Genomic DNA, 17,843 nt, shown 5'->3' on the forward strand with positions numbered 1-17,843 from the left:
CCATGGCCGAGATCAAGTCACACGAGTTCGAAGGATTTCTGCAAAAGTCGGTCCGCCACTACCGCGTATTCGTCATCTACGGGCCTGACCGTGGACTTGTGAATGAACGAGCGAGCCAGATTGCCAAGACGACCGGCGTCGATCTGCACGACGGATTTGCCCTTATACGGCTTGATGTCGGTGATCTCCAGTCTGATCCGGGACGCTTGCTGGATGAGGTCAACGCATTCGGTCTCTTTGGAGGCGAAAAACTCATCTGGATCCGCGGTGCGGCCAACGAAAAATCACTGGTCGACGGCCTGCAGTATCTAGGTTCCCATCCGCCTGAGGGCAGCTATGTCATTGTCGAAGCCGGCGATCTGAAGAAAGGATCGGGGCTTCGCAAGGTCGCGGAAGGCGAACGGTCGATTGCTTGCATTGCCTGCTATCAGGATGACACAAGGGCACTGAACGCCCTGATCGACAATGAGCTGTCATCGGCCAATCTCCGGATTACCCCAGCGGCACGAGAGCTCCTACTCGAATCAATCGGCGGAGACCGCATTGCCTCCCGCAACGAAGTGCGCAAACTCATCCTCTATTGTCTGAATGAGCCGGTCATCGACGAACACCACGTGCTCGATATAGTGGGCGATGCCAGTGCCATATCAACGGATGAGGTGGTGGATGCTGTTCTGAACGGCGATCCTGACGCATTTTTGCATGCCATTCAGAAAGTTGTTGCCTCCAAAACGGCTGTCTTTCTCGTTCTTCAATCCTGTATGAAGCAATTTCAACAGCTTGAAGTCATGCGTATCGAAATGGAAGAGCGTCAACAACAAATCGCCCAAGTGATGCAAACGCTCGGGCGCGGCATTCATTTCAAGCGTAAGCCGGTGATCGAGAAAACGTTACGGAACTGGAACAGTCAGGACCTCGGCCGCGAGGCGAGCCGCCTCAATGGCGCAATTTTCCAGAGCCGCCAGCGGGCGTCCATTGAGGACAACCTCGCCATTCAAACCTTGCTGGCGACAACGCTGCAATCGGCGCGCCGCAACCGAAGAAGCTAGCGAGCTTCCAGCAGGCGGCAGATTTCTTCGAGCTGATCGAGGGTCTTGTAACTGATCTTTAGCTGACCAGCGCCGCCTTTATGATTGATCGCAACGGAAAGGCCAAGGCGGTCCGTCAGGCTGCGTTCGAGGGCAATCGTGTCGGAGTCCTTGGCATCCCGATGCTCGGCCGCGGGAGGGGCGTTTTGCGCCTTGATATGATTCTGCGCCAATTTTTCGGCATCACGCACCGACATACCCTTGGAGGTGATGATCTTGGCCAATACGACGGGATCGGGTGTCGAGACCAGCGCACGCGCGTGACCGGCGGACAGGCTTCCCTCGGCTAGCATGTCGCGAACCGGCTCCGGCAATTTCAACAACCGCAGGCTGTTGGCGACATGGCTTCGGCTCTTGCCGATAATTTCCCCGAGATCGTTCTGGGTATAGCCATGCTCCGCGATCAGCTGGTCGTAGCCGAGCGCCTCTTCGAGCGGATTGAGATCGGCGCGCTGGACGTTTTCAACAATGGCCAGTTCCAGCGCCGTACGGTCGTCGACATCGCGAACGATGACCGGGATATCCACCAGACCGGCAAGCTGGGCCGCACGCCAGCGTCGCTCGCCTGCAATAATCTCATAGCGGTCGTTGCTGGTGGTCCGCACAACGACCGGCTGCACGATGCCGTGCTGGCGAATAGAGCCTGCCAGATCCTGGAGCTCTGATTCATCAAAATAGCGACGTGGGTTCTTCGGACTGCGCGAAACGAATTCGATCGGCACCGTGCGATCTGGATTGATGCTGGGGCGAGCGTCACCCGCCGGCAGGGGCTGATCCATTTCACCGATAAGTGCCGCAAGACCGCGACCCAGGCGCCGTTTCGAAACGTCTTCACTCATGTACTCAGACCCTTATAGGATGGCTAGGCCGCCTTACGTTGACGTTCGCGTTGAATGACCTCGGATGCCAGTTGCAGATAGGCCTGGCTGCCGGCGCACTTCAGATCATAAAGAATGGCAGGTTTGCCGTAGGAAGGCGCCTCGGATACCCGGACGTTGCGCGGAATGAGGGTCGTGTAAACCTTCTCACCGAGATGCTCCCGGACATCGTTGACAACCTGCTGCGCAAGATTGTTGCGCGAGTCAAACATCGTCAGCACAATGCCCTGTATATCGAGGGTCGGGTTCACCGTCTGACGCACCTGGTTGATGGTCTCGAGCAACTGGCTCAAACCTTCCAACGCAAAAAACTCGCATTGCAGAGGCACCAGGACCGAGTGCGCCGCCGCCATCGCGTTCATAGTGAGCAGATTGAACGAGGGCGGGCAATCGAGCAAAATGTAGCTATAGGCCCGCGCATCCTCGCTGTTCAGCGCCTTCTTCAGGCGAAAGACACGGTCGGCCTGTTGTGAGATTTCCATCTCGAAACCAAGCAGATCCATGGTTGATGGCACGATCGACAAGTTCGGCACCGCAGTCTCAAGCGCAGCCTGCGACACCGTCTCGGTGCCAACCAGCACGTCATAGGAGGATAGCTTGCGATTGCGCCGGTCGATCCCAAGGCCGGTGCTGGCATTGCCCTGCGGATCAAGATCGACGATCAGCACACGTTCACCGATTGCAGCGAGCGCGGTTGCCAGATTGATGGCTGTCGTCGTCTTGCCGACGCCACCCTTTTGGTTCGCGATAGTAATGATACGGTTCTTCTCGAAACCCATGCAGCCACCCGAAGTGTTAGCCCCTGCGCTTCAGCGAGGCGATTTCCAGAATGACGGAGTCCGCCTCGACAGCGCTCTGATGTGTTACCAGATCAAATGCCCAGCGACCACGCGCTTTATCGATCTCGTCCAGGTAATCCCGCCCTTTATGGAAAACCATCCGCAATTCGGGGTTTCTTTGCGACCACGGCTCGGCATAGGCCAAGAGCAGATCAAGCTCCGCCAGTGCCCGGGCAGAAATCACATCCGCCTTTAGCAGCTTTGTTGCGGCCTCCTCGATCCGTAGCGGATGGACGGACCCGCGCCCGCCAGTCTCCAGAAGCGCCATGCGCAGGAAGCTCGCTTTTTTGTGATTGCTCTCAACCAGATCGACCCAACCCTGTCCGGGCTCCGCAAGCACGATCGCAGTGACGATGCCAGGAAAGCCGCCGCCACTTCCCAGATCAATCCAATGTTTTGTTTCCGGCACTATGTTTCGAAGCTGTAACGAATCGGCGATGTGTCTTGTCCAAAGCGTATCGATGGTGGAAGGTGCAACGAGGTTGATCTTGGCTGACCATTTCATGAACAGTTCAGCAAAGCGCTGAAGCCGCTCTTGCGTTTCACGTGAAACATCGAGCATCAATTGATTCCTCATAAAGTCACTTTCCCAAGTCAGCATGCCTGTTTCAGATCGCCTGCTCGCCGCAGATGAGCAATCAGAAGGGCCACCGCCGCTGGTGTCATGCCCTCAATGCGAGAGGCTTGTGCGATGTTCAACGGCCGTAGGTGGGTGAGCTTTTGTCTCAGTTCATTCGAAAGACCGGGTAAATTCTCATAAGCGAAATCTGCTGGAATTGTTCGATCTTCTTCGGATCGTATCGAGGCGACGTCATTCGCCTGGCGGGCGATATAGGTGCTGTATAGCGCATCAATTGCGACCAGCTTCGCCACCTTCCTGTCAATGTCCAACAGAGACGGCCAAACACGGCAGATATCGTCCCACTGAATCTCCGGATAGGACAGAATCTCCCTCGCGCTGCGCCGGCGCCCATCCTGATTGATATGCAATCCGGCACCCGCCATTTCTGTTGGCGATGCCGTCAACTCCGATAGTTTTTGATTGAGATCAGTCCGTGCCAACTCATAGTCGGCGAATTTGTTCGCGCGCTCGACACCGACGCAGCCGAGCTGCACTCCAATTGACGTCAGACGCATGTCCGCATTGTCTGCACGAAGACTCAAGCGATATTCGGCGCGAGACGTAAACATTCGATATGGTTCAGCCACACCGCGTGACGTCAGGTCATCGATCATCACACCGATATAGGAGTTGGTGCGGCTAAAGCTTTGGCCTGTAGAGCCTGCTGCATGGAGAGCAGCATTGATCCCGGCGACCAGGCCCTGCGCGCCAGCTTCTTCGTACCCGGTCGTACCGTTGATCTGTCCGGCCAGATAGAGTCCCTTGGCCTTCTTGACGGATAGGCGCAAATCCAGTTGCTGCGGATCAACAAAATCATACTCGATCGCATAACCAGGCTGCAAAATGGCCACATCTTCCAACCCAGGAATGGAGCGAATGAAAGCCTCTTGTACGTCCTCAGGCAATGAGGTTGAGATTCCGTTGGGATAAATGGTGTGGTCATCCAGGCCTTCCGGTTCAAGAAAGATCTGATGCCCATCGCGGTCACCAAAGCGATTGATCTTGTCTTCAATTGACGGACAATAGCGCGGACCGACACCCTCGATTTGACCGGAATACATCGCAGACCGATGAATATTCTCGCGAATGATCCTGTGCGTTTCAGTGACGGTCCTAGTGATGCCGCAACTGATCTGAGGAGTGGTAATGCGATCCGTCAGGAAAGAGAAGGGGATCGGATCACTGTCCGCATCCTGCATCTCAAGATCCGTCCAGTGGATCGTCCGTCCATCCAATCGAGCTGGCGTGCCCGTTTTCAACCGTCCCAATGTCAGGCCTAGCGCTTCCAGATCCTCGCTCAAACCGAGGGAAGGGGCTTCCCCAACGCGTCCGGCAGGGATCTTGCGGTCTCCGATATGAATCAAACCACGAAGAAATGTGCCGCTGGTCAGAACGACGGCTCGTGCTGTGAGGTGCCGACCATCCTGCAGAACGACGCCATTAATTACGGTATCGTTACGAATAAAGCGATTTACGCCACCTTCGACAATCGTAAGCTTGGGGACTTCCGACAACATTGTCTGAACAGCCTCCCGGTACAGTTTGCGGTCAGCCTGTGTCCTCGGGCCCCAGACGGCGGGGCCTTTCTTACGATTGAGCATGCGAAACTGAATGCCGCCGACATCGGCGGCACGACCCATAATTCCATCAAGCGCATCTATTTCACGTACTAGGTGGCCCTTGCCCAAGCCTCCAATAGCAGGATTGCACGACATCGCACCGATCGTATCCCGGCGATGGGTGACGAGCGCCGTATTCGCACCCATTCGTGCGGCTGCGGCAGCGGCTTCGGTTCCGGCATGGCCGCCACCGACGACAATGACGTCAAAATTCAATTTTTCCATGGCTTTAGTCCGAATAAAGGGCCGGCTGTTTCACGTGAATCACTTGCCGACGCAAAACTCCGAGAAAATCTTGCCAAGAAGCGTTTCGGTATCGATTCGACCGGTAACGCGTGCCAAGTCATCGGAGCCCAGCCGAAGTGACTCGGCCCTGATCTCCAGCGGATGAGCGGTCAGGTTCAGAGCATCCATGAGATGCAGCTTCGCACTCGACAGCAGTTGTGCATGCCGCAATCGGCTGGGAATTGCAAGACTATTCACTTGAACGCGGTCTTGCAATTCCGTCAGCAGGCGTGATCGAAGTTCAACCAACCCGGATCCGGTCTCCGTGGAAAGCACCAGATCTACAGATCGGATCGTTCCCGAATCGATCTGTAGAAGATCATTTTTCGTACCGATTTTAAGCACATGCGGATTGGATATCTCTACGATAGCTTCATTTGCGCTCAGGTCGACGAGATGAAGCACCAGATCGGCATCATCGATCGACAATAGCGCTCGGCGGATGCCCTCCCGTTCCACCGGCTCATCGGTCTCCCGCAATCCTGCCGTGTCGTAGAGATGAACTTTATACCCCGAAAGATCCAGTTCGCAGTGCAGTATATCGCGGGTCGTTCCGGCGAAATGGGTGACAATTGCAACATCCCTACTCACCAAAGCGTTGAGAAGGCTTGATTTTCCTGAATTCGGCCGACCAGCAATAACAACCTTGAATCCGTCGCGGATGATCTCGCCTGACTTCAACTGTCCCAGCACCTGATCGAGCTCACGGATCAATGTTTCGATCTCACTCCACACCTGATCCGAGACCGCACCGGGAATATCGCCTTCGTCACTAAAATCGAGTTCGGCTTCAATCATCGCTCGACAAAAGACCAGCCGTTCGCGCCAACCTTCATAGATCGAAGACAGGTGGCCGTTGCTTTGTTCTGTTGCAAGCCGGCGCTGCATCTCGGTCTCGGCCGCGAGCAAGTCAGCCAAACCCTCGATCTCGACGAGATCCATTTTGCCATTCTCAAACGCCCGGCGGGAAAACTCGCCGGCTTCCGCCAAACGGCAACCGGAGAATCCGGCTAATGATTTCAACGTCGCTGCGACAAGTGCTGGCCCACCATGCAGATGCAATTCCACACAGTCTTCGCCGGTAAAGGAATTGGGGCCTGGAAACACGATGACCAAACCCTGATCGAGCATGGATCCGTCTGTGTCACGGATAGTCCGCAGAGCGGCTGTCCTGGGCACCGGCAAGGCACCAACCATGCTGGCCGCGACGGGGCAGGCAAGCGGTCCGCTTAACCGCACCACAGCCACGCCGGCCGGAAGGCCGCCTGAGGCCAAGGCAAATATCGTATCACGGGATGCGGTCATGCAGATCATCTGCCTGGGGCGGAACGAAAAACCGGCCCGAAGGCCGGTCTCTGGTCAGGTGTTCATCGAGTCGAAGAAGTCGCCATTGTTCTTCGTCTGCTTGAGCTTGTCGATGAGGAACTCGATTGCGTCCGTCGTGCCCATGGGCGCCAGGATACGACGCAGGACAAAGATCTTCTGCAGGTCCTGGCGCGGTACCAGCAGGTCTTCCTTACGCGTACCGGACTTGAGGATGTCCATCGACGGGAAGATGCGCTTGTCAGCTACCTTGCGATCGAGCACGATTTCAGAGTTGCCCGTACCCTTGAACTCTTCGAAGATGACTTCGTCCATGCGGCTCCCGGTATCGATCAGGGCCGTCGCGATGATCGTCAGCGAACCGCCTTCTTCGATGTTACGTGCAGCACCGAAGAAACGCTTCGGTCGCTGCAAGGCATTCGCATCCACACCACCGGTCAGCACCTTGCCGGAAGACGGCACAACGGTGTTGTAAGCGCGACCGAGGCGGGTGATCGAATCAAGCAGGATGACCACGTCGCGGCCGTGCTCGACAAGCCGCTTGGCCTTCTCGATGACCATTTCAGCCACCTGGACGTGACGGACCGCCGGTTCGTCGAAGGTCGAAGAGACGACTTCGCCCTTCACGGAACGCTGCATGTCGGTCACTTCTTCCGGACGTTCGTCGATCAGAAGAACGATCAGGTAACATTCCGGATGGTTTGCGGTGATCGAGTGGGCAATGTTCTGCAGCAGAACCGTCTTACCGGTACGCGGCGGGGCGACGATCAGACCGCGCTGACCCTTGCCGAGTGGTGCCACCAGATCGATGACACGGGCCGACAGATCCTTCGTCGTCGGAATATCCAGTTCCATCTTGAAGCGCTCGTTCGGATAGAGCGGCGTCAGATTGTCGAAGTGAACCTTGTGGCGGATCTTTTCCGGATCTTCGAAATTGATCGTGTTGACCTTCAGCAGCGCGAAGTAGCGCTCGCCTTCCTTGGGTCCACGGATTGGTCCCTCGACGGTATCGCCCGTCTTCAGCGAGAACCGGCGGATCTGCGACGGCGAAATGTAGATGTCGTCCGGGCCCGGCAGATAGTTGGCGTTTGCAGAACGCAGGAAACCGAAACCGTCCTGCAGAACTTCAACGACGCCTTCGCCGATGATCTCGACATCCTGGCTCGCCAGCATCTTCAGGATCGCAAACATCAACTCCTGCTTGCGCATGGTGCTTGCGTTTTCGACTTCGAGCGATTCGGCGAAAGTCAGCAGATCGGTTGGCGATTTGCTTTTAAGTTCTTGTAGCTTCATTTCAGCCATGAAGAGGGACCACGTCAGGTTTTTATTTTATGGGGAACGGCGAGCTGATGGAATTCGGTGCGATCGCGAAGTGCCGCAAATGACTGAATGTTACGCAAGCCTAAAAGATGAGATGTCGCGAAAATAGCGAGTCAGCGATTTCACCGCAAGCGAAAACCGGCACTTGTAAAAATAAAGCGCAAAACAGCGTTTCGATCAGAATGGTTTGACGACGACGAAAATCACGATGGCAATCATCAGCACGGTCGGCACTTCGTTCATCAGACGCCAATGACGCGCATTTCCAACGTAAACTCCGCGGCCAAAGGAGCGAACGGCTTTCGAGAAATAGCCATGCACGCCGGAGAGGGCCACAACGCAGGCAAGCTTTGCATGCAGCCAGCCGCCCTGAAATCCATAGACCGACCAGGCAAGATAGAGGCCGAGCACCCAGCTGACGATCATCGCCGGGTTCATGATCACCCCCATCAGCCGGCTTTCCATCACAGCAAATGTGCGCGCCTGATCCGAATCCGCCTCACAGTCCCCATGGTAGATGAAAAGCCGCGGCAGGTAGAGCAAGCCCGCCATCCATGAGATCACAGCGATCACATGCAAGGCCTTGATCCAGAGATAGGCTTCATCCGCACCGAATATCACAATCGAAAGACCGATCGCCACAAAGAAGGCGAGAGCACCGGCAGCCTTGCCGGCAGCCCTGCGACCCGGATTGCGATCGGTCTGCTTTTCCATCATCTCACCCGTTCCGGCGCACCTGGTTGACCAGGTCCGTCACGTGGTCGGGATTTGCCTGCGGCGTAATTCCATGCCCGAGATTGAAGATCAGCGGTCCATTGCCCAGCGCCTGAAGAATGGCATCGATGCCCTCGGTCAATGCGGCACCACCAGCCACGACCCGCATCGGATCGAGGTTACCCTGAACCGGGCCCTCCTTCTGCAGATCGACGGCAAAGCTCAACGGCACCGACCAGTCCAGACCAATCGCATCTGCGCCCGTCTTTTGCCGATACGTTGTCAGCAGAACGCCGGCACCCTTGGCAAAGGCGATGATCTTGGCGGAGGGACGGCGCGCCTTCACCGAGCCTATGATGCGGGCAACCGGTGCAACACAGAACTTCTCGAACTCTGCCTCCCCCAGGACACCCGCCCAGGAATCGAAGATCTGCACGGCATCGGCTCCTGCATCCATCTGGGCCACCAGGTAATCGGCAGACACGTCCGCCAGAAAATCCAGAAGCCTGAGGAAAGCGTCGGGATGCTGGTAGGCGAACAGGCGGGCAGGGGCCTGGTCGGGAGTTCCGTGACCGGCGATCATATAGGTCGCCACCGTCCAGGGCGCGCCACAGAAGCCGAGCAGTGTGGTTTCCTGAGGCAGTTCCTGGCGTAGCTTGCTGACAGTCTGCATAACGGGCTTCAAGTGATCGAGAACCCTGTCCGCGACCAGACCGTCAATGCCATCGGCGTCGATCGGATCCATCTGCGGTCCATGTCCTTCGGTGAAGCGGACATTGCGCTTCAGGGCATCGGGAATCACCAGAATGTCTGAAAACAGAATGGCCGCATCGAACGCGTACCGGCGAATCGGCTGAAGGGTCACCTCGGTCGCCAGTTCTGGCGAATAACAGAGATCAAGGAAACTACCGGCCTGCTGACGCGTTTGGCGATATTCGGGAAGATATCGCCCTGCCTGTCTCATAAGCCAGATCGGCGGAGGCGAGACCGTTTTTCCATTCAACACATCCAGGACTTTACGGTTCGGAGCACTCAAGGCCAAGGCCCTTTCAAAAAAGAAAAGATATATAGAGTCTTCTTCTATTTCTAAGAGTCGGTGGGTATCAAGGATTAAAGCCGCTCCACCGGTCTTGCCTGCCTAGGGGCCTTGCCGGAAGATGACGGAAGAGATTGACTTGGAGAAAACGAGGTTCTGGGGAAAACCTAAAATTAACCCGTAGAGTCAGCTAGTTAGAGTAGTCGATGAAAGGCGCCGTTCTGTGGATAAATCCAGACGGTCGCACAGGACCTGCGACTTCTTAACACAATCCACAGCCCCTCTTTTCGGCAAGCCCCGGTACCGTGGACTGTGGATAAATCGGCACTTTTCCCCTTGCCTTGCCGCTGTCCCGACCGCTAGCTGTGTTTATCCCGGATTATCAACAGGCGACGGAGAACATCGTGGAGAACCGGAAAAACTTCTTCCATCTCCACCTGATTTCTGACTCAACTGGGGAGACTCTGATCTCGGCGGGCCGCGCTGCTGCCGCCCAGTTTCGTGGATCGAATGCAATCGAGCATGTCTATCCGCTGATCCGCAGCAAGAAGCAGATCAACTCGCTGATCGAGGCGATCGATCGCGAACCCGGCATTGTCCTCTATACCATTGTCGATGCGGATCTTGCGGCGCTGATAGAGACGAGTTGCCACGAGCTTGGATTGCCCTGCGTCAATGTTCTGGCCCCGATCATCGAGAAGTTCCAGACCTATCTCGGTGCACCCTCGCGGGGCAGGGTAGGGGCGCAGCATGTCCTGAATGCGGAATATTTTGCCCGTATCGAAGCACTCAACTTCACCATGGATCATGATGACGGCCAGGCGCCAGAGGACTATGACGAGGCTGATGTCGTGATCATCGGCATCAGCCGGACCTCCAAGACGCCGACAAGCATCTATCTCGCAAACCGTGGCATCAAGACCGCGAACATTCCGATTGTCCCGGGTGCCGCGTTGCCGGACAGTCTGCTTGCAGCAACCCGCCCCTTGATTGTCGGCCTGATCGCCACATCCGACCGCATCTCCCAGGTTCGGGAAAACCGCATTCTGGGAACGACCGCGGGATATGACCGCAGCGACTATGTCGATCGCGCCTCGATAACCGAAGAGTTGAAATATGCCCGCGCACTGTGTGCGCGCAACAATTGGCCGATCATCGACGTCACCCGCCGGTCGATCGAGGAAACAGCCGCCGCAATCGTTGCCCTGCGACCCAAGCTACGTTAAGCGAATCGAGCCATATTGCACGGGATGTCGCCATGCCTGAACACCTGATCCTTGCCTCCGGCAGCCAAGCCCGGCGTGAGTTGCTCCGCAATGCCGGATTGGCCTTTGACGCAGAACCGGCACGGGTCGATGAACGTGCAATCGAGAATGGCCTGCCCGCCGAAATGCGAACGCCGCAATGCATCGCCGAGCAGCTTGCCATTGCCAAGGCGAGGGACGTATCCGTTCGACATCCTGGAACGATCGTCATCGGCTGCGACCAGACCATGTCACTGGGCGACCAGTTGTTTCACAAGGCGCCGGATCGCGCCCAAGCCTATGCCACGCTGAAAACCTTGTGTGGGCAAACACACCATCTCAACAGCGCGGTGTGTCTGGTCCGCGACGGCGACGTTCTCTGGTCCCATGTCGGGGTCGCCAGAATGTCCATGCGCGATTTCACCCCCAGTTTTCTGGATCAGTATCTTGACCGGAATCTCGTCCGCATTCTTGGCAGTGTTGGTTGCTATCAATTGGAGGGTGAGGGAATCCAGCTATTCGATGCCGTCGATGGCGACTATTTTACCATCCTGGGGCTGCCGATCTTACCCCTTCTCGCCGCACTGCGTACACTGGGCATTAACCATGCATGATTCACGTGAAACACTTTCGCCGCGTGCCTTTGTTGCCGGCTATCCAATAAAGCATTCCCGCTCGCCGCTCATTCACAATTACTGGCTGAAGCAATTCGCCCTGGTGGGAAGCTATGAGAAAGTCGAAGTCGCCCCGGCAGATTTCACAGATTTCATTCGGCTGTTGAAAACAGAGGATATGTATCGCGGCGGCAATACCACCATCCCGCACAAGGAAGAGGCATTTCGTCTGGCAGACTGGCCCGACGAGATCAGCGAGGAACTGGGTGCCGCAAACACCTTATGGATGGAAGAGGGAGCGTTATACGCGACAAACACCGATGGCTTCGGTTTTACCGCGAACCTCGATTCGAACCATTCCGGATGGGACAGGGCCAAGATCGCTGTGGTTCTCGGTGCAGGCGGTGCGAGCCGCGCGATCGTTCAAGCGTTGCGTGACCGCGGCCTGGCTGAAATTCATATCGTAAACCGATCTGTCGCGCGTGCGCGGGAATTGGCCGATCGCTTCGGCCGGCCGCTCCAGGCACATGGTCTCGAGGCCTTGCCGGAATTGATGCAGGGCGCGGGCCTTTTCGTGAATACCAGTTCACTTGGCATGGATGGGAATCCGGCTCCCGATCTTCCATTTTTCGGCATGCGAAGCGATGCGCTGGTGGCAGATATTGTCTACGTACCCCTCAAGACGCCTTTTATGCGCCAGGCAGAGAGCGTTGGATTGGCGACAGTGGACGGTCTCGGTATGCTGCTGCATCAGGCTGTGCCCGGTTTCGAGAAATGGTTTGGTCGTCGTCCCGTTGTCACCCAGGAATTGCGCGACATCATTCTCGCCGATATCGGAGCCCCCGCATGATCGTGATTGGGTTGACCGGATCGATCGGTATGGGGAAATCCACGACAGCGCGGCTGTTTGCCGATGAGGGAATTCCCGTCAATGACGCCGATCAGGTCGTGCATGACCTCTATGCCGACGCCGCAGTTTCGCCGCTTGGCATCGAGTTTCCAGACGCGGTCGTCAATGGAGTGGTGGACCGTGAGATACTCGCTCGGACTCTGGCTAAGAATCCGGATAAGTTTAAGACCCTTGAGGCTATCATCCATCCGCTTGTCAGGGATCGCGAGCGTGCGTTTGTCGAAGCGCACCGTGCCCGGGGCACGGAAATTGTCCTGCTGGATATTCCGCTGCTGTTTGAGGTCGGAGCCCAGGACCACGTCGATGTGATCGTTGTCGTTTCCTGCAGCGAGGAAATTCAGCGCCAGCGTGTCATGGCCCGGCCGGGGATGACGGAGGAAAAGTTCGCGCTCATTTCGACCCGCCAGATGCCAGATGACGAAAAGCGGCGACGGGCTGATTTTGTCGTCGAGACGTCGCATGGCATTGACAGCGCGCGCGCCCAGGTGAAAACCATCCTGCAACAACTCAGACAGCGTCGACCGGAGATGCATTGACCATGCGCGAGATCGTATTCGATACTGAAACCACCGGCCTTGAAAGCAAGGTGGACCGCGTGATTGAAATAGGCGGTATCGAACTGTTCAATCATTTCCCGACCGGACGCAGCTTTCACGTCTATATCAATCCGGGTGACCGCAAAGTGCATCCCGACGCGCTTGCCGTGCATGGCATCACGGATGAATTTTTGAAGGACAAGCCGCCGTTCGGTGACATTGTGGCCGAGATGCGCGAATTCTTTGACGGCGCCAAATGGGTCGCGCACAATGCCAACTTCGACATCGGTTTCATCAATGCCGAATTCGAACGGCTTGGCCTGCCTCCCGTTCAGTCGGATGTCGTGATTGATACGCTGGCACTCGCACGGCGCAAGAATCCGATGGGTCCAAATTCGCTGGATGCGCTTTGCCGCCGTTATGGAATAGACAATTCGCACCGCAGCAAGCACGGAGCGCTTCTCGACTCCGAATTGCTGGCCGAAGTCTATATCGAAATGCTGGGTGGCCGTCAGACAGCACTGGGCTTGACCTCTGTCGAAAACCGTCAGAACCGCAATACGGATATGCTCGAGACGGTTGAGATTTCCTACGAGCGGCCGCGTCCACTTACAGCGCGCGTCGCGGCGAATGAAGTCGAGGACCATTCGAAGCTTGTCGCCCGTCTAGGCGCAAGCGCGATCTGGTCTAAATTCGAGGCATGAAAAAGGGCCCCGAAAGGCCCTTTTGATATCCTGACATCAAGTCCGATGGATCAGTTCGGGGCGCCCTGCACCTTTGCGCGCGCCTGCTCTTCGGAAACGCGCTGGGCGAACATCTGGGCAAAGTCGATCGGGTCGATCATCAGCGGCGGGAAGCCACCATTGCGGGTCGCATCGGCGATGATCTGGCGGGCAAACGGGAACAGCAGGCGCGGGCACTCGATGAAGAGAACCGGCAGCATGTGCTCCTGCGGGAAGCCGGTGATGCGGAACACGCCGCCGTAGACCAGTTCGGTTGCGAAGACGACCTTGTCGCCTTCCTTGGCTTCAGCAGTCAGCGCCAGCACAACGTCGAAATCCGTTTCGGTCAGCGGATTGGCGTTGACGTTGACATTGATGTTGATCGCCGGCGCCTTGTCGCGAGCCTGCAGCGAACGCGGTGCACCCGGGTTCTCAAAGGACAGATCCTTGATGTACTGGGCAAGAATGTTGAGGGAAGGGCTGCTTGTTCCCTGATTGTCGTCGGCCATAGGGCTTTTCCTCGAAGCGTGTTTTGCTAAGGCCATCTAACATCTAGGCTTTGCGCTTACAACCCTCGGCACCGGGTGTAGCCGCGGTCTAGCGGTCGCCGATCCGCGGCCCACGCCAGGGAGAACCGGGTTTTGGATCGCGACGATATTCGTCCTCGTCGAGATCAACCACAGATGCGTCCTTGCTGGCCTGGTAGCTGAAGTCTGATGTGGTGAAACCACTGCGCTTGACCACGATGCGCGGCTTGGCCAAGCGCCAGGCGATGTCGCGAACGAAGGGCAGGAACAGCAGGAGACCGATCACATCGCCGACAAAGCCGGGAACGAGAAGGAGAAATGCCGCAACGACAAGCAGTGAGGCATGAACAAGTTCGCGGCCCGGATCGACACCTTTGCTGGCCTCCGTCTGCAGCCGTCGCAGGATGCCGGCCCCCTGAATGCGCAAAAGAAACACGCCAACGATACCAGCGAGCAGGACTAAACCGAGCGTTGCCATCACACCCAGGGCCTGACCGACAAGAATGAGGCTGGCGATTTCAGCGAGTGGCGCAAGCAGTATGAGCGCCAGGGATATGCGCATAACGGTCTCCGAACGCCACGTGTCGATGCGATCGCAAGAGCCGGCGCAAACTCTTTGCAAAGATTGCCATTTGAATGATACGGCGCTGACGACTATATGGGAGATCGAATAAGTAAATTCAATCAAGGCCGGCGGTATCCATGGGATCAAATGATTTTGTTACATTGTTCTTTCTTGTGGCGGCGGTGCTGATATTTTTCCAGCTGCGAAGCGTCCTTGGACGCCGGACCGGGCATGAAAAGCCGCCCCTCGATCCTTTGGCGCAGCGCGATCAGTCGAAAGATCCCGCCGACGACAGCAAGGTTGTAACCCTGCCGCGCCGTGAAGAGGGCAATGGCGAGGATCGTTTTGCTGCAATTGACGCTTTCGCCAAGCCAGGCACACCGCTGAACGATCAGTTGCGTGAACTGACCCGGCACGACTCTGCTTTCAATCCGAAGGAATTTCTCAACGGCGCCAAGATGGCTTACGAGATGGTGGTCATGGCCTATGCCGATGGCGACCGGAAGACCTTGAAAACCCTTCTGTCGCGCGATGTCCTTGAGGGCTTCGAAAGCGCCATCGCGGATCGCGAAAGCCGCGGCGAAGTCATCAAGTCGACATTCGTTGGCATCGAAAAGGCCGAAATCACCCAGGCGTCCGTTCGTGACAGCGAGGAGCAGGTCACTGTTCGCATCGCCAGCCAGTTGATTACGGCGACCTATGACAAGGCTGGCGCCCTGATCGATGGCGATGGGGAAGCCGTTTCCGAGGTCAATGATGTATGGACATTCGCTCGCGACATTCGTTCGCGTGATCCGAACTGGAAGCTGATCGCGACCGAAGCAGAACAATGACCGAAGGCCGCGTCGATTTACGGCTTAAGCCGATGCGCTTCGAGGATCTTCCGGGTTGGGAGAAGGACGATCCTTCGGCACTTTTTCCAGCAATGCAGGCATGCCGGACATATATCACCGACGTTAAGCACTATCGCACCGGGTCGCTTGGCTTAAACGCCGGCGACCTTTTGCCGTTGTTCGAAGCGGCGAAACAGGTTGATCCAGGTAACGGCGCCGCGGCGCGGGCGTTTTTCCAGGAGAACTGTCAGCCCTTCCGTATCGAATTGCTTGATGGCTCATCCGGTCATGTGACCGCATTTTACGAGCCGGAAGTGTCCGTATCGAGCCGCCCGGACGGTGAATACCGCTTTCCGTTCTACCGCCGCCCGTCGGACTTGATCGATCTGGATGACAGCAATCGACCGGCCTCCATCGATCCGTCTTATGTCTTTGCACATCAGGCTGGCGGCGAAATTTCGCTTTATCCGGACCGCCGAGCAATCGACGAGGGTTATCTGGAGGGGTGCGGGCTGGAGATTGCCTGGGCCCGGTCAAAGGTCGATGTCTTCTTCGCCCATGTCCAGGGAGCGGCCCGTCTGCGCTATCCGGGCGGCGGCATCAAGCGCATAACCTATGCTGGCAAGGCGGGGCACGCGTTTTCCGGGATTGGCAGACTGCTGATCGATCTTGGAGAAATCCCCGACGCTGACATTTCAATGCAGTCGATCCGTGCCTGGCTGGCCGCGCATCCCGGGCGTGTTGACGAAATTCTCTGGCACAATCGTTCCTACATTTTCTTCCGCGAAGCTGAAGTCGACGATCTGAGTCGGGGACCAATTGCCGCCGCCAAGGTACCGCTGGTGGCGGGGCGTTCGCTGGCGGTGGATCGCTTGATTCATACCTTTGGATTTCCATTCTTCATTCATGCCGAAACGCTGACCGGCCTCGACCATGGTGCACCATTCGCCCGGCTGATGCTGGCGCTCGATACCGGCTCGGCGATCCTCGGTCCTGCCCGTGGTGATATTTTCACCGGCTCGGGTGACGAGGCCGGAGAATTGGCCGGTGCCGTGCGCAATGCGGCAGACTTCTATATATTGATCCCGAAGCAGGCAGCAGCGAGGTTTGTCTGAGTGTCAGGCGGGTCAAAATTCAATCCTGAAGATCGCATCCTCTGGGGCAAGGTCGCCCGCTCGACGCGCGCGATGCCTGGCCGACTGGAAGATCTGCTGGAATTTGAAAAGCAGTTCGATGTCGAAGAGGCTAAAGAAACAGTCGCTCCCAAGGTCGACCTGGCTTTGCCGTCGAATGTTGAAAGCAGTCAGGCCGCCGTTGCACGCAAGCCCTCGGGGACCCATCACCCGCTGGAACGACCGGTCAAGCGCAAGCTGTCGCGCGGCCATCTGGCTCTGGAAGCGCGCATCGATCTGCACGGCCTGATCCAGAGCGAAGCGCATGGCATGCTGTTTGACTTTCTCCACCGGGCCCATGAACGCGGTTTGCGCCACGTGCTGGTCATCACCGGCAAGGGCAGTTCGCTCGGCAGCGAAGGCGCCTTGAAACGAGCGGTGCCGATTTGGTTCTCCATGCCGGAATTTCGCTTTCTGATTTCGTCCTACGAGCCCGCCGCCCGTCAGCACGGCGGGGAGGGCGCTCTCTATGTTCGTCTTTCGCGCCATGGAGTGGATCGTCGATGACGCCCTTTGGCAATGCGCTGCGCGAACTGCGGGAACGCAAGGGCGTTTCGCAAAAGCAGATGGCGGCGGCGATCGGTGTCTCGCCTGCCTATCTGTCGGCGCTGGAACACGGAAAGCGTGGCCTGCCGAATTTCGACTTCCTCCAGCGCGTCGCCGGTTATTTCAACATCATCTGGGACGAGGCCGACGAACTGTTTGCGACTGCACGGCAGTCTGATCCGCGTGTCGTTCTCGACACGGCCGGCATGGCGCCTGACTACACCGTCTTTGCCAATGACCTTGCGCGCCTGATTCGCCAGTTGCCGCCGGATGTGCTAAGGCAATTGCAGGACGTCCTTGACGCTGCCAAAAATCGGATGTGAAAGGCGTAAATCCCTCGGATATCCACGGGAAACACCGCGCGCGCCTTTGGAACTGATATCAAAACCCCTATAGTCGAGCCGCTTGAAGCTGCTGATTCGAATCAGGCAGACCCTTTGAGAATTGACT

At 57.0% G+C, this 17,843-nt stretch carries 20 protein-coding genes; 10 read left to right on the forward strand and 10 right to left on the reverse strand.

Annotated features, from left to right (window positions below; translation table 11 throughout):
- Nucleotides 1-2 precede the first annotated feature (2 nt).
- Nucleotides 3-1,049 carry a DNA polymerase III subunit delta gene (holA, locus tag PDO_RS18710; RefSeq protein WP_007605635.1) on the forward strand — a complete coding sequence of 349 codons (1,047 nt, stop codon included), beginning with the start codon at nt 3-5 and terminating at the stop codon, nt 1,047-1,049.
- Here the strand turns inward: holA and PDO_RS18715 are convergent.
- From PDO_RS18715 to hemE, 8 genes are all read right to left on the reverse strand, one after another.
- Complete coding sequence (locus tag PDO_RS18715; protein ID WP_007605636.1) at nt 1,046-1,927, reverse strand: ParB/RepB/Spo0J family partition protein; 882 nt, start codon at nt 1,925-1,927, stop codon at nt 1,046-1,048. The two genes, holA and PDO_RS18715, sit on opposite strands and share 4 nt — an antisense overlap.
- A gap of 23 nt (nt 1,928-1,950) precedes the next feature.
- Nucleotides 1,951-2,745, reverse strand: coding sequence for a ParA family protein (locus tag PDO_RS18720; protein ID WP_007605637.1), 795 nt, complete (start codon nt 2,743-2,745; stop codon nt 1,951-1,953).
- A 16-nt stretch (nt 2,746-2,761) separates the two neighbouring features.
- The gene (gene rsmG, locus PDO_RS18725) at nt 2,762-3,367 is read right to left on the reverse strand and encodes a 16S rRNA (guanine(527)-N(7))-methyltransferase RsmG (RefSeq protein ID WP_007605638.1); all 606 of its coding nucleotides are present in this window, start codon (nt 3,365-3,367) and stop codon (nt 2,762-2,764) included.
- 32 nt (nt 3,368-3,399) lie between these two features.
- On the reverse strand, nt 3,400-5,271 hold the full coding sequence (gene mnmG / locus PDO_RS18730; protein ID WP_007605639.1) for a tRNA uridine-5-carboxymethylaminomethyl(34) synthesis enzyme MnmG: 1,872 nt from the start codon (nt 5,269-5,271) through the stop codon (nt 3,400-3,402).
- A gap of 39 nt (nt 5,272-5,310) precedes the next feature.
- Complete coding sequence (mnmE, locus tag PDO_RS18735) at nt 5,311-6,636, reverse strand: tRNA uridine-5-carboxymethylaminomethyl(34) synthesis GTPase MnmE (protein ID WP_007605641.1); 1,326 nt, start codon at nt 6,634-6,636, stop codon at nt 5,311-5,313.
- 54 nt (nt 6,637-6,690) lie between these two features.
- On the reverse strand, nt 6,691-7,956 hold the full coding sequence (gene rho / locus PDO_RS18740) for a transcription termination factor Rho (protein WP_007605643.1): 1,266 nt from the start codon (nt 7,954-7,956) through the stop codon (nt 6,691-6,693).
- Nucleotides 7,957-8,151: 195 nt separating this feature from the next.
- Nucleotides 8,152-8,688 carry a protoporphyrinogen oxidase HemJ gene (hemJ, locus tag PDO_RS18745; protein ID WP_037074653.1) on the reverse strand — a complete coding sequence of 179 codons (537 nt, stop codon included), beginning with the start codon at nt 8,686-8,688 and terminating at the stop codon, nt 8,152-8,154.
- Nucleotides 8,689-8,692: 4 nt separating this feature from the next.
- Nucleotides 8,693-9,724: a uroporphyrinogen decarboxylase gene (hemE, locus tag PDO_RS18750; protein WP_007605649.1), complete on the reverse strand. Its 1,032-nt coding sequence runs from the start codon at nt 9,722-9,724 to the stop codon at nt 8,693-8,695.
- A 404-nt stretch (nt 9,725-10,128) separates the two neighbouring features.
- Between hemE and PDO_RS18755 the strand changes: the two genes are divergently transcribed.
- Genes PDO_RS18755 through dnaQ form a run of 5 tightly spaced genes read left to right on the forward strand, consistent with a single transcriptional unit; the run spans nt 10,129 to nt 13,732 of the window.
- Nucleotides 10,129-10,950: a pyruvate, water dikinase regulatory protein gene (locus PDO_RS18755; RefSeq protein WP_007605650.1), complete on the forward strand. Its 822-nt coding sequence runs from the start codon at nt 10,129-10,131 to the stop codon at nt 10,948-10,950.
- Between the two features lie 32 nt (nt 10,951-10,982).
- Complete coding sequence (locus PDO_RS18760) at nt 10,983-11,582, forward strand: Maf family protein (RefSeq protein WP_007605651.1); 600 nt, start codon at nt 10,983-10,985, stop codon at nt 11,580-11,582.
- Nucleotides 11,575-12,432 (forward strand): shikimate dehydrogenase, encoded by an 858-nt coding sequence (locus PDO_RS18765; protein ID WP_007605652.1) that lies wholly within the window; start codon nt 11,575-11,577, stop codon nt 12,430-12,432. The genes PDO_RS18760 and PDO_RS18765 overlap by 8 nt, the downstream gene beginning before the upstream one ends.
- Entirely contained in the window at nt 12,429-13,028 is a 600-nt protein-coding gene (coaE, locus tag PDO_RS18770; RefSeq protein WP_007605653.1) for a dephospho-CoA kinase, read from the forward strand. The genes PDO_RS18765 and coaE overlap by 4 nt, the downstream gene beginning before the upstream one ends.
- 2 nt (nt 13,029-13,030) lie before the next feature.
- Complete coding sequence (dnaQ, locus tag PDO_RS18775; RefSeq protein ID WP_007605654.1) at nt 13,031-13,732, forward strand: DNA polymerase III subunit epsilon; 702 nt, start codon at nt 13,031-13,033, stop codon at nt 13,730-13,732.
- A gap of 50 nt (nt 13,733-13,782) precedes the next feature.
- On the opposite strand, the gene secB is transcribed toward dnaQ, so the two are convergent.
- Entirely contained in the window at nt 13,783-14,259 is a 477-nt protein-coding gene (gene secB / locus PDO_RS18780) for a protein-export chaperone SecB (RefSeq protein ID WP_007605662.1), read from the reverse strand.
- Nucleotides 14,260-14,347: 88 nt separating this feature from the next.
- Entirely contained in the window at nt 14,348-14,839 is a 492-nt protein-coding gene (locus PDO_RS18785) for an FxsA family protein (protein WP_007605663.1), read from the reverse strand.
- Between the two features lie 140 nt (nt 14,840-14,979).
- Between PDO_RS18785 and PDO_RS18790 the strand changes: the two genes are divergently transcribed.
- From PDO_RS18790 to PDO_RS18805, 4 genes are read left to right on the forward strand one after another with little or no spacing between them, the layout of a single operon-like run.
- Nucleotides 14,980-15,675, forward strand: coding sequence for a Tim44/TimA family putative adaptor protein (locus tag PDO_RS18790; protein ID WP_007605664.1), 696 nt, complete (start codon nt 14,980-14,982; stop codon nt 15,673-15,675).
- The gene (gene mltA, locus PDO_RS18795) at nt 15,672-16,790 is read left to right on the forward strand and encodes a murein transglycosylase A (protein WP_007605665.1); all 1,119 of its coding nucleotides are present in this window, start codon (nt 15,672-15,674) and stop codon (nt 16,788-16,790) included. Before PDO_RS18790 ends, mltA begins: the two co-directional genes overlap by 4 nt.
- Nucleotides 16,791-17,354 carry a Smr/MutS family protein gene (locus tag PDO_RS18800; protein WP_007605666.1) on the forward strand — a complete coding sequence of 188 codons (564 nt, stop codon included), beginning with the start codon at nt 16,791-16,793 and terminating at the stop codon, nt 17,352-17,354.
- On the forward strand, nt 17,351-17,716 hold the full coding sequence (locus tag PDO_RS18805) for a helix-turn-helix domain-containing protein (RefSeq protein WP_007605667.1): 366 nt from the start codon (nt 17,351-17,353) through the stop codon (nt 17,714-17,716). The genes PDO_RS18800 and PDO_RS18805 overlap by 4 nt, the downstream gene beginning before the upstream one ends.
- The last annotated feature ends 127 nt before the right edge of the window (nt 17,717-17,843 follow it).

It is taken from the genome of Rhizobium sp. PDO1-076 (genome assembly GCF_000247475.1).
Classification (GTDB): domain Bacteria; phylum Pseudomonadota; class Alphaproteobacteria; order Rhizobiales; family Rhizobiaceae; genus Allorhizobium.

Bases quoted from the DNA above. Each gene is read 5' to 3' on its own strand.
- holA (WP_007605635.1), top strand. From the start codon at position 3: ATGGCCGAGATCAAGTCACACGAGTTCGAAGGATTTCTGCAAAAGTCG.
- PDO_RS18715 (WP_007605636.1), bottom strand. From the start codon at position 1,927: ATGAGTGAAGACGTTTCGAAACGGCGCCTGGGTCGCGGTCTTGCGGCA.
- PDO_RS18720 (WP_007605637.1), bottom strand. From the start codon at position 2,745: ATGGGTTTCGAGAAGAACCGTATCATTACTATCGCGAACCAAAAGGGT.
- rsmG (WP_007605638.1), bottom strand. From the start codon at position 3,367: ATGCTCGATGTTTCACGTGAAACGCAAGAGCGGCTTCAGCGCTTTGCT.
- mnmG (WP_007605639.1), bottom strand. From the start codon at position 5,271: ATGGAAAAATTGAATTTTGACGTCATTGTCGTCGGTGGCGGCCATGCC.
- mnmE (WP_007605641.1), bottom strand. From the start codon at position 6,636: ATGACCGCATCCCGTGATACGATATTTGCCTTGGCCTCAGGCGGCCTT.
- rho (WP_007605643.1), bottom strand. From the start codon at position 7,956: ATGGCTGAAATGAAGCTACAAGAACTTAAAAGCAAATCGCCAACCGAT.
- hemJ (WP_037074653.1), bottom strand. From the start codon at position 8,688: ATGGAAAAGCAGACCGATCGCAATCCGGGTCGCAGGGCTGCCGGCAAG.
- PDO_RS18760 (WP_007605651.1), top strand. From the start codon at position 10,983: ATGCCTGAACACCTGATCCTTGCCTCCGGCAGCCAAGCCCGGCGTGAG.
- PDO_RS18765 (WP_007605652.1), top strand. From the start codon at position 11,575: ATGCATGATTCACGTGAAACACTTTCGCCGCGTGCCTTTGTTGCCGGC.
- coaE (WP_007605653.1), top strand. From the start codon at position 12,429: ATGATCGTGATTGGGTTGACCGGATCGATCGGTATGGGGAAATCCACG.
- dnaQ (WP_007605654.1), top strand. From the start codon at position 13,031: ATGCGCGAGATCGTATTCGATACTGAAACCACCGGCCTTGAAAGCAAG.
- secB (WP_007605662.1), bottom strand. From the start codon at position 14,259: ATGGCCGACGACAATCAGGGAACAAGCAGCCCTTCCCTCAACATTCTT.
- PDO_RS18785 (WP_007605663.1), bottom strand. From the start codon at position 14,839: ATGCGCATATCCCTGGCGCTCATACTGCTTGCGCCACTCGCTGAAATC.
- PDO_RS18790 (WP_007605664.1), top strand. From the start codon at position 14,980: ATGGGATCAAATGATTTTGTTACATTGTTCTTTCTTGTGGCGGCGGTG.
- mltA (WP_007605665.1), top strand. From the start codon at position 15,672: ATGACCGAAGGCCGCGTCGATTTACGGCTTAAGCCGATGCGCTTCGAG.
- PDO_RS18805 (WP_007605667.1), top strand. From the start codon at position 17,351: ATGACGCCCTTTGGCAATGCGCTGCGCGAACTGCGGGAACGCAAGGGC.